Origin of the sequence: Parageobacillus thermantarcticus (assembly GCF_900111865.1) — a bacterium.
GTDB classification, from domain to species: Bacteria; Bacillota; Bacilli; order Bacillales; family Anoxybacillaceae; genus Parageobacillus; species Parageobacillus thermantarcticus.
This window is the reverse complement of sequence record NZ_FOJS01000001.1, coordinates 266165-282660: the sequence shown is the minus strand read 5'-3', so window position 1 is coordinate 282660 and position 16496 is coordinate 266165. Positions and strand designations below refer to the sequence as shown.

Annotated in this window: 16 protein-coding genes; 15 read left to right on the top strand and 1 reads right to left on the bottom strand. The window is 43.1% G+C overall.

Annotated elements, in window-relative coordinates:
• The first annotated feature begins 28 nt into the window (after positions 1-28).
• Positions 29-415 carry an FxsA family protein gene (locus BM278_RS01460; RefSeq protein WP_090947621.1) on the top strand — a complete coding sequence of 129 codons (387 nt, stop codon included), beginning with the start codon at positions 29-31 and terminating at the stop codon, positions 413-415.
• Positions 416-456: 41 nt separating this feature from the next.
• Here the strand turns inward: BM278_RS01460 and ytvI are convergent, their stop codons facing one another.
• Complete coding sequence (ytvI, locus tag BM278_RS01455; protein WP_090947620.1) at positions 457-1575, bottom strand: sporulation integral membrane protein YtvI; 1119 nt, start codon at positions 1573-1575, stop codon at positions 457-459.
• Between the two features lie 119 nt (positions 1576-1694).
• Between ytvI and BM278_RS01450 the strand changes: the two genes are divergently transcribed.
• From BM278_RS01450 to nrdR, 14 genes are all read left to right on the top strand, one after another.
• Positions 1695-2150 (top strand): DUF441 domain-containing protein, encoded by a 456-nt coding sequence (locus BM278_RS01450; protein ID WP_090947619.1) that lies wholly within the window; start codon positions 1695-1697, stop codon positions 2148-2150.
• Between the two features lie 276 nt (positions 2151-2426).
• On the top strand, positions 2427-3545 hold the full coding sequence (gene citZ, locus BM278_RS01445; protein WP_090947618.1) for a citrate synthase: 1119 nt from the start codon (positions 2427-2429) through the stop codon (positions 3543-3545).
• Positions 3546-3614: 69 nt separating this feature from the next.
• Entirely contained in the window at positions 3615-4889 is a 1275-nt protein-coding gene (gene icd, locus BM278_RS01440; RefSeq protein ID WP_208601726.1) for an NADP-dependent isocitrate dehydrogenase, read from the top strand.
• A gap of 20 nt (positions 4890-4909) precedes the next feature.
• Complete coding sequence (gene mdh, locus BM278_RS01435; protein WP_090947617.1) at positions 4910-5848, top strand: malate dehydrogenase; 939 nt, start codon at positions 4910-4912, stop codon at positions 5846-5848.
• 312 nt (positions 5849-6160) lie between these two features.
• Entirely contained in the window at positions 6161-6868 is a 708-nt protein-coding gene (locus tag BM278_RS01430; RefSeq protein ID WP_090947616.1) for a response regulator transcription factor, read from the top strand.
• Entirely contained in the window at positions 6861-8621 is a 1761-nt protein-coding gene (gene pnpS / locus BM278_RS01425) for a two-component system histidine kinase PnpS (RefSeq protein ID WP_090947615.1), read from the top strand. The genes BM278_RS01430 and pnpS overlap by 8 nt, the downstream gene beginning before the upstream one ends.
• 95 nt (positions 8622-8716) lie before the next feature.
• Positions 8717-11350: a DNA polymerase I gene (polA, locus tag BM278_RS01420; RefSeq protein WP_090947614.1), complete on the top strand. Its 2634-nt coding sequence runs from the start codon at positions 8717-8719 to the stop codon at positions 11348-11350.
• A gap of 17 nt (positions 11351-11367) precedes the next feature.
• A complete protein-coding gene (gene mutM, locus BM278_RS01415) occupies positions 11368-12192 on the top strand; it encodes a DNA-formamidopyrimidine glycosylase (protein WP_090947613.1) in 825 nt (274 codons plus the stop codon).
• Positions 12193-12370: 178 nt separating this feature from the next.
• Positions 12371-12679: a zinc ribbon domain-containing protein gene (locus BM278_RS01410; protein WP_208601725.1), complete on the top strand. Its 309-nt coding sequence runs from the start codon at positions 12371-12373 to the stop codon at positions 12677-12679.
• Between the two features lie 77 nt (positions 12680-12756).
• Complete coding sequence (coaE, locus tag BM278_RS01405) at positions 12757-13356, top strand: dephospho-CoA kinase (protein WP_090947612.1); 600 nt, start codon at positions 12757-12759, stop codon at positions 13354-13356.
• Between the two features lie 121 nt (positions 13357-13477).
• Positions 13478-14506 (top strand): glyceraldehyde-3-phosphate dehydrogenase, encoded by a 1029-nt coding sequence (locus BM278_RS01400; protein ID WP_090947611.1) that lies wholly within the window; start codon positions 13478-13480, stop codon positions 14504-14506.
• 511 nt (positions 14507-15017) lie between these two features.
• Positions 15018-15392, top strand: a complete 375-nt coding sequence (gene speD, locus BM278_RS01395; protein WP_003248680.1) for an adenosylmethionine decarboxylase — start codon at positions 15018-15020, stop codon at positions 15390-15392.
• A 144-nt stretch (positions 15393-15536) separates the two neighbouring features.
• Entirely contained in the window at positions 15537-15935 is a 399-nt protein-coding gene (locus tag BM278_RS01390; RefSeq protein ID WP_090947610.1) for a cytosolic protein, read from the top strand.
• Positions 15936-16003: 68 nt separating this feature from the next.
• Positions 16004-16465, top strand: coding sequence for a transcriptional regulator NrdR (nrdR, locus tag BM278_RS01385; protein ID WP_090947748.1), 462 nt, complete (start codon positions 16004-16006; stop codon positions 16463-16465).
• The last annotated feature ends 31 nt before the right edge of the window (positions 16466-16496 follow it).

Genomic DNA, 16496 nt, shown 5'->3' with positions numbered 1-16496 from the left:
TATTCTTTTTCCGAAAGGAAGAAAAAAGATGAAATGGCTTATTGGAATGTTGATCGTTATCCCCGCCTTGGAAATCGCGTTGTTTATTCTCTCCGGTAAACTGATCGGTGTATGGTCGACGGTCGCGCTTATCGTGCTTACTGGGATGATGGGAGTGTGGCTTGCGAAGCGGCAGGGGCTGGCTGTTATGGAAGAAGCAAAACGGGAGCTTTTTGATGGACGCCTTCCAAGCGGAGCGATACTTGACGGAATTTGTGTGTTTATCGGCGGTGTGCTTTTATTAACGCCGGGTTTTTTGACAGATGCGGTCGGCGTTTTTCTTCTTCTTCCTGCTACCCGGTCTTTTGTGAAGCCGTATGTCGCGCGTTGGCTGAAGTCGTTTTTTGAAACGAAAACATTTTTCTTTTATAGATGAAAAAAAGAGCCTTTCCATGCACTGAAAGGCTCTTTGCCATTTTATGATGCCGGCTTTCCGATAATAAAATTCCAAATATCGCGAAATACGTTGGCGCTGTGTAGCGTGCGGATGATGACAAGCGTAACGGGCCCAACGATTAATCCGAGAAAACCGATTAATTTAAATCCGACGAATAACGCCACCAACGTAGCAAGCGGATCTAGTCCGATCGATGATGATAACACTTTTGGCTCCATAATTTGCCGCTGAACGAGCACGATAATATAAAGCACGCCTAACCCGATGGCAAACGGTACATCGCCGCTTGCCGCCGCGTAAATAATCCAAGGAACAAAAACGATTCCTGTTCCTAAGTATGGCAAAATATCGACAAGGCCAATAATAAGCGCAATGGTAATGGCGTAATCGACGCCAAGAATTAGCAATCCGATCAACACAATGACTGTTGTGATGGAAATAAGTGTGGCTTGCGCTTTAATAAAGCCGAACAACGCTTTCTTTAAGTCAAGAAATACCGTTTTTCCGCTTTTGTGCGCTTTTGCCGGCAAAATTTTTTGCACCATTCCGGTAAGGCGATACCAGTCTTTGCTAATGAAAAATGTCGCCAACAGCGAAAAAATAAAGACGGTAGCCGCATTCGGTAGCCAAGCGAGCAGCTGAGGAATATTTTGCAGCACGCGCTGGATAAATTGCCCGACCGTCGTTGCTACTTGCGTACCTACCGCTTGGATATTGTTCATAATGGTATCTTGCTGACTGGCATCTAGGTTTTTAAATAGGACAGCCAAATCATGATAAAACGGGATAATTTGCTGAGCAAAAAATGTTTCCATATACGTAACTAATTTTTGGAAATTTTCCGGCACGACATTTGCCAAATATTGTGTTCCGGAAACAATTTCGGCGATCAGCAAAGTAACTAGACCAGCTACGAGCGCGAACAATATAATTAATGTTATGATCACCGCCAACCATCTTGGCATTTTTGCTTTTGTTTCAAGAAAATCAACTAGCGGATTGATAAGGAATGCGATAAAAAATGCGATAATAAATGGGTATGTAACCGTTGATACATAATAAAGAGCAGTTGCGCCGAAAACGACGATAGCGATCACTAACAAAAAGCGAAAAAAGCTATATAAGTGATGACGGGACAATGTTTCACCCCCATAATTTTTCCATAGTTATATATTACAGGTTTCATTACGTATGCGCAAAGTGAAAAGTTTCAAGCTTAACACATTAATTTTAATTTGAAGAAAGGAAGAGAAACCACGTGAATGGGCCGGTATTGTTTTTGCTTATTTTATTTATTATTGGACTGATTGCCAAAAATCAATCATTAATGATTGCGGTTGCTGTTTTATTGATGATTAAAATGATCGGATTGGAAGAAAAGTGGCTTCCTACTATCCATGAAAAGGGAATTCATTGGGGGGTTACGATTATTACGATTGCCGTATTGGCGCCGATTGCTACAGGAGAGATTGGATTTAAGGAATTGGCAGCTTCATTGCGGTCTTTTTCAGCGTGGATTGCGCTGTTATCAGGAATTTTTGTTGCGTTAGTCGCCAAAGGCGGGGTCACGTTATTGTCGACAGATCCGCATATGACGGCCGCTCTCGTATTTGGAACAATTATTGCCGTGTCGCTTTTTCACGGCGTTGCCGTCGGGCCGCTCATCGGCGCGGGAATTGCTTATATGGTTATGAAAATGGTAGAATATTTTTAGATGTTCTATTGTTAAGTTATTTTTGTGTCATACAAAGAATAAGTGGTTTTTGATTCACAAAAGTCAGATAATTGTTTATAATATAGACATGGGCGCTTTACCGCTATTCCTTTGTCGCCTTCTATTCTGGTAAGAGGCGGCGATATATAATAAAATGTAAGCACTTTCTACCTTTTTGCTTATGTTTCTTTTATTTTCATTTCGAGCAAGCGCTCGCTCTCATATCTTACCAAGGCAATGGGAGAAGGGGAATTTTACAGAAAAGGAGAGATCATGATGACAGTAACACGCGGTCTAGAAGGGGTTGTCGCAACCACCTCAAGCATCAGTTCTATTATTGATGATACGCTGACGTACGTAGGCTATAACATCGATGATTTAGCAGAAAACGCTACGTTCGAAGAAGTTGTGTATTTGCTTTGGCACCGTGAGCTTCCGACGAAACAGCAGTTGGAAGAATTAAAGCAACAATTGGCGGAAAATGCGACAATTCCAAAGGAAGTTATCGAGCATTTTAAAATGTATCCAATCGATAAAGTCCATCCGATGGCAGCGTTGCGGACAGCGATTTCCATGTTAGGGCTTTACGATGAAGAAGCGGATGTCATGACGAAAGAAGCAAACTATCGTAAAGCGATTCGCTTGCAAGCGAAAATTCCTACGGTCGTTACCGCTTTTGCCCGCGTGCGAAAGGGATTGGAGCCTGTCGAACCAAGAAAAGATTTAGGATTCGCAGCGAATTTCCTTTACATGTTAACAGGCGAAGAGCCGAATGAAACGGCGGTGGAAGCGTTCAACAAAGCGCTCGTTTTACATGCAGACCATGAGTTGAACGCGTCGACATTTACCGCGCGCGTTTGTGTAGCGACATTGTCGGATGTTTACTCCGGCATAACAGCGGCGATTGGAGCGCTGAAAGGACCGCTTCACGGCGGCGCGAACGAGGCGGTAATGAAAATGTTGAAAGAAATTGGAACAATTGATAACGTTGAACCGTATATCCGCAAAAAGTTAGAAAACAAAGAAAAAATTATGGGATTTGGCCATCGCGTTTACCGCAAAGGCGATCCGCGTGCAAAACATTTAAAAAAAATGTCAGAAAAATTAACGAAACTTGTTGGCGAACCGCATTGGTATGAAATGTCGGTGAAAATTGAAGAAATTGTCACTTCCGAAAAATCGTTGCCGCCAAACGTTGACTTTTATTCGGCATCTGTTTATCACTGTTTAGGCATTGACCATGACTTGTTTACGCCGATTTTTGCAGTAAGCCGGATGTCCGGATGGCTTGCGCATATTTTAGAACAATACGATAACAATCGCCTCATCCGTCCGCGCGCAGAATATACAGGTCCATCGATGCGGACATATGTTCCGATTGAACAACGCGGTTAATTAGTTTATATAAAGGTGAGAAGATAGTTTTATTCTCACCTTTCAACAAAAAATATATTGGAGGTTGTTATGGTGACGCAAGGGGAAAAAATTACAGTAACGAATGGTGTGTTAAATGTACCAAACAATCCGATTATTCCGTTTATTGAAGGGGACGGGACAGGACCGGACATTTGGGCAGCGGCATCCCGCGTGTTAGAAGCCGCGGTAGAAAAGGCGTATAAAGGGGAAAAGAAAATCGTTTGGAAAGAAGTTCTCGCGGGTGAAAAAGCGTACAAACAAACCGGCGAGTGGCTTCCACAAGAAACGCTTGATGTTATCCGTGAATACATAATCGCGATTAAAGGTCCGTTAACGACTCCGGTCGGCGGTGGCATTCGTTCATTGAACGTAGCGCTTCGCCAAGAATTGGATTTATTCGTTTGTTTGCGCCCTGTCCGCTATTTTAAAGGCGTTCCTTCTCCGGTAAAACGCCCTGAAGATACGGACATGGTCATTTTCCGCGAAAATACGGAAGATATTTATGCGGGAATCGAGTACGCAAAAGGAACGCCGGAAGTGAAAAAAGTGATCGATTTCTTGCAAAATGAAATGGGTGTTCGCAAAATCCGCTTCCCAGAAACGTCCGGTATCGGCATTAAACCAATTTCTGAACAAGGATCGAAACGGCTAGTGCGCGCCGCAATCAACTATGCGATCGAACATGGCCGGAAATCGGTTACGCTTGTTCATAAAGGAAATATTATGAAATTTACCGAAGGTGCATTTAAAAATTGGGGTTATGAGTTGGCCGAGGAAGAATTTGGCGATAAAGTGTTTACATGGGCACAATATGACCGCATTGTTGAAGCAGAAGGAAAAGAAGCGGCGAATAAGGCGCTGGCAGAAGCAGAAGAATCCGGAAAAATTATTATCAAAGACGTTATTGCCGATATTTTCTTACAACAAATTTTAACACGTCCGCGTGAGTTCGATGTTGTGGCGACGATGAACTTAAACGGCGATTACATTTCTGACGCGTTAGCAGCGCAAGTCGGTGGCATTGGTATCGCACCGGGAGCGAACATTAACTACGAAACAGGACATGCGATCTTTGAAGCTACTCATGGAACGGCTCCGAAATATGCTGGCTTGGACAAAGTAAACCCATCATCTGTCATTTTGTCCGGTGTGATGATGTTTGAACATCTCGGCTGGAACGAGGCGGCAAAACTTATTGTCGATGCATTGGAAAAAACGATTGCTGCAAAAATCGTCACATACGATTTTGCTCGTCTGATGGAAGGCGCTACGGAAGTGAAATGCTCGGAATTCGCTGACGCAATCATCCGCAATATGGAATAAAACGAGAAGGGGATGGGAGAATAACAATGAAGCGCAAAAAAATTTCGGTAATTGGTGCGGGATTTACAGGCGCGACAACCGCGTTTATTTTGGCGCAAAAAGAATTGGGAGATATCGTTCTTGTTGACATTCCGCAACAAGAAAACCCGACAAAAGGAAAAGCGTTGGACATGCTGGAATCAAGCCCGGTGCTCGGCTTTGACGCGAACATTATCGGCACTTCCGATTATGCCGATACCGCCGATTCCGATATTGTCATTATCACAGCGGGGATTGCGCGCAAACCTGGCATGAGCCGCGACGATCTTGTCACAACCAACCAAAAAATTATGAAACAAGTGACAAAAGAAGTCGTCAAATATTCGCCAAACTGCTATATTATCGTGTTGACAAATCCTGTCGATGCGATGACATATACGGTATTTAAAGAATCTGGATTCCCGAAAAACCGTGTCATCGGTCAATCCGGCGTATTAGACACAGCTCGTTTCCGCACGTTTGTTGCGCAAGAATTGAATATTTCCGTGAAAGATGTTACCGGTTTCGTTTTAGGCGGCCACGGTGATGACATGGTGCCGCTCGTCCGTTACTCTTACGCTGGCGGCATTCCGCTTGAAAAATTAATTCCGAAAGACCGTCTAGACGCGATTGTCGAGCGCACTCGCAAAGGCGGCGGCGAAATTGTGAACTTGCTAGGCAACGGAAGCGCTTATTACGCTCCTGCTGCTTCGCTTGCGGAAATGGTGGAAGCAATTATTAAAGACCAACGCCGCATTCTTCCAGCGATCGCTTATCTTGAGGGCGAATACGGCTATGAAGGCATTTATTTAGGTGTGCCGACGATTTTAGGTGGAAACGGCATTGAAAAAGTCATCGAACTAGAACTTACTGAAGAAGAAAAAGCAGCGCTTGCAAAATCGGTCGAATCTGTCAAAAACGTAATGAAAGTATTAGAATAATAGATGGGCAAAGGCAAAAATTCGGGATGACTCCCGAATTTTTGCTACATCCATAATTGAAACCGCTTTCTTAAAGAGGTGTTTAAGGTATTAAAAAAGCGCAAACTGGGGAGAAATATATCGGAAATCCATGGCCGGAGAAAAGCTGGTGATGAACGTTAAAATTGTTTGTCTGCCATATGCGCCGTCATCGCTAGATAGACGTGCATTAAAAAATTTTTAAATGAAAAAACGCCCTATTTGTGAGGCGTTTTTTTGTATGTTTGTGGTATGATAAAAACGGATAAAATTTTATGAATGGCGGAGGCGCATATGAGCAAAAAAGTATTAGTCGTTGATGATGAGCAATCGATTGTCACGCTTTTAACATACAATTTGGAACAAGCAGGATTTACGGTGGTAACAGCAAACGACGGAGAGGAAGCGATAGAAAAGGTGTCGACCGAACAGCCGGCGTTTATTATTCTTGATTTGATGCTGCCAAAGCTCGATGGTGTGGAAGTATGCAAACAATTGCGCCAGCAGAAAGTAATGACACCGATTTTAATGTTGACGGCGAAAGATGATGAATTCGATAAAGTGCTTGGACTTGAACTCGGTGCTGATGATTATATGACGAAGCCGTTTAGCCCTCGCGAAGTAGTAGCGCGGGTAAAAGCTATTTTGCGGCGCACTCAGTTTTCTAACGGAGAGACGGAAACAATAGATCAAATTGTCATCGGCGATTTAAAAATTTTCCCTGATCAATATGAAGCGTATTTTGGCGGCGAGCGGCTTGAGCTGACGCCAAAAGAATTTGAACTGCTTCTTTATCTAGCGAAACATAAAGGCCGAGTGTTAACGAGAGATCAGTTGTTAAGCGCGGTATGGAATTACGATTTTGCTGGAGATACCCGCATTGTCGACGTTCACATCAGCCATTTGCGTGAAAAAATTGAGCAAGATACGAAAAAACCTTTGTATATTAAAGCGATACGAGGACTTGGATATAAGCTAGAGGAGCCGAAGCGGAATGACTAGCTTCCGGTCGCGGCTATTATTTGGACTTGTGACGTTAATTGTCACTGTTTTAATTTGCCTCGGCGTATTGCTTGGGCAATTATTTAAAGACTTTTACGTGGAAACAATGAATAAACGAATGGAAAAAGAAGCGAAAACCGTGGCTATTTTATTAAAAAACGAATCTCTCGATCACATTCGACCAGATTTGCAGGAAATGAGCGAAGCGTTGTCGTCGCGCATTACCGTATTGGATAGCAATGAAAAAACGCTGTTTGATACGGGACATGTTGCCCATATTAGCGATGAAGATCATGAACGGATTATTCGCGATATTTTGCATAAAAACCGATTAAATCAATTTTCCATCATTGAAAAAGCAGACGACGTATATTATTATATCGTTTCCTTTTCCAAAGACGGTCAAAACGCGGGGTATGTCGTTTTAAGTTCCCCAACCAATTCGTTAAAAAAAGTGACCCAGCAAATTTGGGGGGTATTGATTAGCAGCTTAGGCACGGCGCTCATTGTCATTATTTTGTTAGGGCTAAAAATTGCCGATCAATATATGAAACCGATTGAAGCGGCGACGAAAGTGGCGTTTGAATTGGCAAAAGGAAACTATAAAGCGAGAGTTCCGAATACGAAAGATAATGAAACGGGGATGCTCGTTCATTCTATTAATCGGCTCGCCCGCAATTTACAAGAGATTAGCAAGGCGCAGGAAATGCAGACAGACCGTTTACATACGCTGATTGAAAACGTTGGAAGCGGGCTCATTCTCATCGACAGCCGCGGTTATATTAACTTGATTAATCGCGCTTTTAAAGAAATTTTCCATATTCGCCCGGCCGATTATTTATACAGGCCGTATACAGAAGCGTTTGCCCATAAAGAAATCGTTCAGCTCGTCGATGAAATTTTTATGAAAGAAACAAAAGTTCGCAAACAAATGTTGCTGACGATAGGGATCGAGCGGAAGCATTTTGAAGTATACGGAGCTCCGATTATTGGAACGAACGATGAATGGAAAGGAATCGTTCTTGTTTTTCATGATATTACCGAGCTGAAGAAACTAGAACAAATGCGCAAAGATTTTGTTGCGAACGTCTCGCATGAATTAAAAACGCCGATTACATCGATTAAAGGATTTGCTGAAACGCTACTTGATGGTGCAATGAAAGATGAACAGACGCTGGAACATTTTCTGTCGATTATTTGGAAAGAAAGCGAACGATTGCAGACATTAGTGCAAGATTTGCTTGATTTATCGAAAATTGAACAACAAGGGTTTCAACTTCATTTGGAAACGATTGATCTAACTCATCTTCTTAACGAAATTGCCGTTATGTTCCAACGCAAAGCGGAAGAAAAAGGGATCGATTTTCGTTTGCATGTGGCAAAATCGATCTATATGGAAGGAGATGCGAACCGCATCAAGCAAATTTTCATCAATTTGATCACAAACGCCTTAACGTATACACCAAAAGGCGGAAAAGTCGAAGTCATTGCGGAAGAAAAAGACGAAGAAACTCTCGTTCATGTCAAAGATACAGGGATCGGCATTGAGGAAGCCGAGATTCCCCGCATTTTTGAGCGGTTTTACCGCGTCGATAAAGCAAGAAGCCGCCATTCCGGCGGGACTGGCTTAGGGTTGGCCATTGTCAAACATTTGGTGGAAGCGCACCACGGCCATATTACCGTAAAAAGCGCTGTCGGAAAAGGAACTACATTTACAGTCCATTTTCCAAAACGAATGCGGCCTGATGAGTAGAAAGAAAGCGAGGACGAAAAAACGTTCTCGTCCTTTTTTATTTGTGCAGCAAATCATGTTACAATAAGAGCAACAGTGTTAGAGGAGGGAATGTGTTGAAAAAGAAACTTGTACTCATTGATGGGAACAGCGTCGCATACCGCGCTTTTTTTGCGCTGCCGCTTTTACATAGCGATAAAGGGATTCATACGAATGCGGTGTATGGATTTACGATGATGCTCATGAAAATTTTAGAAGAAGAAAAGCCGACGCATATGCTCGTCGCTTTTGATGCTGGAAAAACGACATTTCGCCATAAGACGTTTGAAGAATATAAAGGCGGACGGCAAAAGACGCCTCCAGAATTATCCGAGCAGTTTCCGCTGTTGCGCGAATTGCTAAATGCGTACCAGATTCGTTTTTACGAGTTGGAAAATTATGAAGCGGACGATATTATCGGCACGCTGTGCACAAAAGCAGAGAACGCAGGCTTTGAAGTAAAAGTGATTTCCGGAGACCGCGATTTAACGCAGCTTGCCTCTGATCATGTAACCGTAGACATTACGAAAAAGGGCATTACCGATGTCGAATCATATACTCCGGAGACGGTGCGGGAGAAATACGGATTGACGCCAAAACAAATTATCGATTTAAAAGGGCTAATGGGAGACAAATCGGATAATATTCCGGGCGTGCCTGGAATTGGCGAAAAAACGGCATTAAAATTGTTAAAAGAGTTTGGCACGATTGAAAACATATTGGATTCGCTCGAGCAAATAAGCGGAAATAAACTGAAAGAAAATTTGGCGAAATACCGCGACCTTGCCATTATGAGCAAGCAGCTGGCGACCATTTTGCGCGACGCTCCGATTGATCTTTCGTTAGAAGATATCGAATATCGCGGATATGATGCGGACAAAGTGATTGCTCTATTTAAGGAGCTTGGTTTTAACTCGCTTCTTGACAAAATGGCGCCACGAGAAGAAGAAAAAGCGGGGGTTGTATTGCCGAAAATTGGTTATACGATCGTCGACGAGGTGACGGAAGCGATTTTGTCCGACGAGGCGGCCCTTGTTGTCGAAGTGTTGGAATCCAACTATCATAAAGCGCCGATTTTAGGCTTTGCGATCGCCAATGAGCATGGAAACTTTTTTATTCGGACAGATACGGCGCTGTCGTCTTCTTTATTTACGGCGTGGCTGGAAGATGAATCAAAGAAAAAAAGCGTTTTTGACGGCAAGCGTGCGATCGTTTCTTTAAAATGGCAAGGAGTGCAGCTGCGCGGCATCCAGTTTGATTTATTAATCGCTTCGTATTTGTTAAATCCATCGCAATCGACGGAAGACGTCGCTTCGATCGCGAAAACGAAGCAATATACAGGCGTCCAGCCGGATGAAGCAGTATACGGAAAAGGCGCGAAACAAAAAATACCGGATGAACAAGTTTTGGCAGAACATCTCGTGCGTAAAGCGGCGGCGATACGCGCGTTAGAACAAGATTTTATTCACGACTTGCAGGAAAATGAACAATATTCTTTATTCACTGATTTGGAACTGCCGCTTTCCGCCATTCTCGCGGAGATGGAGTTTACCGGTGTGAAAGTCGATGTCAAGCGGCTAAAAGAAATGGGCGAAGAATTGACAGAACAGCTAAAAGAAGTAGAACAAGAAATTTACCGCTTAGCTGGCCAAGAGTTCAACATCAATTCGCCGAAACAGTTAGGCGTCATTTTATTTGAAAAGCTGCAACTGCCTGTATTGAAAAAAACGAAAACAGGCTATTCAACATCGGCGGAAGTGCTGGAAAAACTTGCGCCGCAACACGAAATTGTCGAGAAAATTTTGCATTACCGCCAATTAGGAAAACTGCAATCAACGTATATTGAAGGGCTATTAAAAGTCGTGCACCGCGACACGAACAAAGTGCACACGATTTTTAACCAGGCGCTTACCCAGACAGGACGGTTAAGCTCTACGGAGCCAAATTTGCAAAACATCCCGATTCGTTTGGAAGAAGGGAGAAAAATCCGCCAGGCGTTCGTTCCGTCAGAGCCAGATTGGGTCATTTTTTCCGCTGACTATTCGCAAATCGAACTGCGCGTGCTTGCCCATATCGCCAATGATGAAAATTTGATTGCCGCGTTTCGCCACGATTTGGATATTCATACGAAAACAGCGATGGATATTTTTCATGTGAACGAAGATGAAGTGACGCCGAATATGCGCCGGCAGGCGAAAGCGGTAAACTTCGGCATCGTTTACGGCATTAGCGATTACGGATTATCGCAAAACTTAAACATTACAAGAAAAGAGGCAGCTGAATTTATTAAGCGATATTTTGAAATTTTTCCAGGGGTAAAGCAATATATGAACGATATCGTCCAAGAGGCGAAACAAAAAGGCTATGTGACTACGCTTTTGCACCGCCGCCGCTATTTGCCGGACATTACAAGCCGAAACTTCAATTTGCGCAGCTTTGCGGAACGAACGGCGATGAATACGCCGATTCAAGGGAGCGCCGCCGACATTATTAAAAAAGCGATGATCGATTTATCGAATCGGCTGAAAAAAGAAAACATGAAAGCGCGCATGCTGCTGCAAGTGCATGACGAGCTCATTTTGGAAGCGCCGAAAGAGGAAATAGAACGATTGCAACAAATTGTGCCGGAAGTCATGGAAAACGCGGTGCAACTGCGTGTGCCGCTGAAAGTCGATTATCATTTTGGGCCAACATGGTATGATGCAAAGTAAAGGAAGGGGATTTTTATATGCCAGAACTGCCGGAAGTCGAAACGATTCGCCGCACTCTTATTCCGTTAGCCGCTGGCAAAACGATCGCCGATGTTCAAGTGTTTTGGCCGAAAATCATTAAACATCCGGCAGATGTTAGCGAATTTATGGAAACGATAAAAGGACAAACGATTCGTGACATTCATCGACGGGGAAAATTTTTAAAATTTATTTTGGATGAACATGTGCTTATTTCCCATTTGCGCATGGAAGGACGCTATGCGGTTTTGAAAAAGGAAGAGGCAATCGAGCCGCATACGCACGTGATTTTTCGATTTACGGACGGCACGGAACTTCGCTATCGTGACGTCAGGAAATTTGGCACGATGCATCTTTATCCAAAAGGAGAAGAAGATTTCCAGCTTCCTTTGTCACAGTTAGGTCCAGAACCGTTTTCTGAAGCGTTTACCGCCAATTTTCTTGCAGAGCAGCTGCGAAAAACGAACCGCACGATTAAAGCCACGCTTCTTGATCAAACGGTTGTCGTTGGATTTGGCAACATTTATGTCGATGAAGCGCTGTTCCGCGCCGGAATCCATCCGGAACGCGCCGCGTCGTCATTAACGGATGAGGAAGCGGCGCGTTTACATCGGGAAATGGTGGCAACATTGCAAGAAGCGGTCGAAAAAGGAGGAAGCACGGTAAGGTCATACGTCAACACACAAGGAGAAATCGGGATGTTTCAACTGCAGTTATTCGTGTACGGACGCAAAGGAGAACCGTGCAAGCGCTGCGGCAACCCGATTCAAAAAACGGTTGTCGCCGGACGGGGAACTCATTATTGCGCATGTTGCCAGCATTAACAATGAAATTATATTCATCCCGAAAGAAAAAGAAAATTCAAGAGCTTATAAAAAAGGAGGTGGAATAATTGTTTGTTACAAGGGTAGAGCAACATCAAATGAAACGAACACACCCATTGTGGCAAATGTGTGACAATTTATGTTTTAAATCAAAGAATTTATATAATTATAATTATTTGTGCAAATTCCTTATGATCTATTTATTCAACAATTGCACTATAAATGTGAAGAAGTTGGAATCAAGGTTATATTAACAGATGAATCATATACAAGTGGAACCTCATTTTTAGATGGCGAAGCTCCGACAAAAGAGAATTACGATAAAAGTCGAAGAATCAAACGTGGTTTGTTTAAAAGTAATAAAGGAATTTTGATCAATGCAGATGTGAATGCTGCTTATCAAATTGTGAAGAAAGTATCTCCAAATGCGTTTGCAAATGGAGTAGAGGGTGTAGGGTTACATCCTGTTAAGCTAAATGTGGCTTAACAAAGAATATGTTTAATAAAAGATTTTAACATGTTTGAATAAATGAAACATTATTCGTAACCTAGGGAGAGGACGATATGGCACTGACAATCGGATTAACGGGCGGCATCGCGAGCGGAAAAAGCACGGTGACAAAGATGATTCGCGAGCTTGGCATCCCGGTCATTGACGCCGATCAAATTGCTCGCGATGTCGTGAAAGTGGGAGAGGAAGCGTACAAACAAATTATTCAGACGTTTGGACAAAACATTTTGCAGGAAAACGGGGAAATTGACCGCGCGAAATTAGGAGCGATTGTTTTTCATAACGAGCAGGAACGGAAAAAGCTGAACGCCATCGTGCATCCTGCTGTCCGGCGGCGCATGCTCGCCGAAAAGGAAGCGTACGTTCAAAAAGGCGCAAAAACGGTCGTTTTAGACATTCCGCTTTTATTTGAAAGCGAGCTTACCCATTTGATCGATAAAATCATCGTTGTCTACGTCGATGATGATGTTCAGCTTGAACGTTTGATGAAACGAAACGGCTTTTCCAAAGAGGAGGCGCTTGCGAGAATTCGGGCGCAAATGCCGCTTCGCGAAAAAGTGAAAAAAGCGGATGCGGTCATTGATAATAACGGGACGATCGAAGAAACAAAACAACAGCTTTTGCAAATTTTCAAAAGATGGAACGCCCTATAAAAAGGGCGCTTTTTTTTATGATTTTGCTGAATTTTTTCTCCACATACCGCAAAAATATGATATACTATTTGTGTAAAATCCGGTTAATTAGTATAACATATATAATGAGAGGAGAACATAAATGAAAGCGAAAGTGGCGATTAATGGGTTCGGACGAATCGGAAGAATGGTATTCCGCAAAGCGATTTACTCCCCATACCTAGATATCGTAGCGGTGAATGCGAGTTATCCATCCGAAACGTTAGCGCATTTAATAAAATATGATTCGAACCATGGTAAATTTGATGGTGAAGTCATCCCAGTAGAAGACGGTTTTCTTGTTAACGGCAAAAAAGTCAAGCTGCTTAGTTCGCGCGACCCGAAAGAGCTGCCGTGGAAAGAGCTTGATATTGACATTGTGATCGAAGCGACAGGAAAGTTTAATTCCCGGGAAAAAGCAAGCCTTCACTTAGAAGCAGGGGCAAAGCGGGTCATTTTGACAGCGCCTGGGAAAAATGAAGATGTCACGATCGTCGTTGGCGTAAACGAACATATGCTTGATATTGACAGACACTTTATTATTTCCAACGCCTCTTGTACAACAAACTGCCTTGCTCCTGTTGCGAAGGTGATTGATGAAGCGTTTGGAATTGAAAACGGTTTAATGACAACCGTTCATGCATATACGAACGACCAAAAAAATATCGATAATCCGCACAAAGATTTGCGCCGCGCGCGTTCTTGCGGGCAATCGATCATTCCGACGACGACCGGAGCGGCAAAAGCGCTGGGGCTTGTTCTGCCACATTTGAAAGGAAAATTGCACGGAATGGCGCTCCGCGTTCCGACTCCGAACGTGTCGTTAGTCGATTTAGTCGTTGATGTAAAAAAAGAGGTGACGGTAGAAGAAGTAAACGAAGCGTTTATTCGTGCGGCGAACGGTCCGCTAAAAGGAATTCTTGATTTTACGAGGGAACCGCTTGTTTCGATCGATTTTAACACAAATCCGCACTCGGCCATTATCGACGGCTTATCGACGATGGTGATGGAAGGGCGGAAAATCAAAGTATTGGCATGGTACGATAATGAATGGGGCTATTCTTGTCGAGTCGTGGACTTGGCAAATATGGTGGCAAACAAGATGATGGAAAAAATCAGTGTGAATGCTTAAGCAATCAGTGTGAATGCTTAAGCGAAAAAGCGCTGGCGGGACGGCCAGCGCTTTTTTTATGAAAATGCGCGCACTTGGAGCGCCATTTTCATGCTGGGTGGAGAGCAAAGCGCGCTCATGGAGCTTTTTTGTGCGAAAAAGGCGATGTGAGTCTCAAAAACTGTATAAGAAGGTAGCAACAAATGATTGGTCTTCCGGCGCTTCAAGTTTGTTGATCTGAAAGGAACTTTTACGCAATAAGTAGGGCATGGCAAAAAAACAGTCGCTATTTTTGAGGACTTTACGAGGAAAACAATATGCTTTGTAAAAAAATTTAAAAAGCATGTTGCAAAAAAAACGCAAACAAAGTATACTATGTCTCGTGAACTTCTTAAAGGCAACGGTAATGTGACTACTTAAAGGGTTAGGACCTCTTAGGACTAACTTTCCCCCGTGGTAGTTATACATGCCATTATTGCGAAAGAGTTTCATGTTTATTGTTTAAGAAAATTTGTTAAAAGGGGGATTTTAAATGGACACAATGGGTCGTCACGTTATCTCGGAGTTGTGGGGATGCGATTTTGATAAGCTGAACGATATCGAATTTATTGAGAAGACGTTTGTTGATGCTGCATTAAAATCTGGAGCGGAAATTCGCGAAGTAGCATTTCACAAGTTTGCGCCGCAAGGAGTTAGCGGAGTTGTCATTATTTCGGAATCGCATTTGACGATTCATACGTTTCCAGAACATGGCTATGCAAGCATCGATGTTTACACATGCGGACATTTAGATCCGACAATCGCGGCGGATTATATCGCTGACAAACTTGGAGCACAAACGCGTGAAACGATTGAACTTCCGCGAGGAATGCGTCCGATTGAAGTGAAAAAAGCGCAAGCATTATAATCATAACGAACGAAAGCAAAAGAGGTGCATCATCTAGCACCTCTTTTTTTACTTGTTTCATATTTGTTCAGTATACATCTACGGAAAAAATGATGGTATGATAATTGATATATAAACAATCATAGTGGACAAGGGGAAGTAATCATGAGCGTTTGGAAAAAGTGGAAATATGCGCTGACCAATCATTGCGAAACGAGAGAAAATCATGAGGACGAAGCGCTGCGGAGTCATTATTATAAAGCGACAAACGCTGCGGTGATCAAGACGGTAAAAGAATTGTTCACTTCTTCGCCAGATTATGAATTATTATCAATTTCGGAAGAAAGAGGAGAGTTCAGCGCGACGACCCGCCGGGGGAAAAAAGTGTTTATTGTCGCTACCGTCATCTCTGTTCGTCCATTGGAAACGGCGGTAGATTTTTCGGTGACGACAGAAACGACGATTTTGCCATTTGACTTTGGAAGGAGTCGCAATGTCATCATCGATTTGTATCGCAAATTAGATCAACGCCTTCCGTATATTGGATCTGGGATCAACGCATAATGAAACAACTTGCCCGCTATCATTTGTTCCGTTATCATAAAGATAAGAATAAAAACGGAGTTGGTTATATGAGATGCCCATCATGCCAGCATCACGGTACGAGGGTCCTTGATTCGCGCCCGGTCGATGAAGGGCGTTCGATTCGGCGCAGACGGGAATGCGAACAATGCCACTATCGTTTTACAACGTTTGAAAGAGTTGAAGAAATGCCGCTGATTGTTGTGAAAAAACAAGGAACGCGCGAAGAATTTAGCCGCGATAAAATTTTGCGCGGTTTAATTAAAGCGTGCGAAAAACGTCCGGTTGCTCTAGAAGAACTTGAAAAAATTACGCAAGATATTGAAAGGGAGCTGCGCAATCAAGGAGCGGCAGAAGTGAAGAGCGCAACGATTGGCGAAATGGTGATGGAGCGTTTGTCGAAAGTGGATGAGGTTGCATATGTCCGTTTTGCTTCTGTATATCGCCAATTTAAAGATTTGAATGTCTTCATTGAAGAATTAAAAGAATTAATTAAAAAAGAACAGCGCTAAAAAGGGCTTTTTGCAAAATGGATAACAAGCC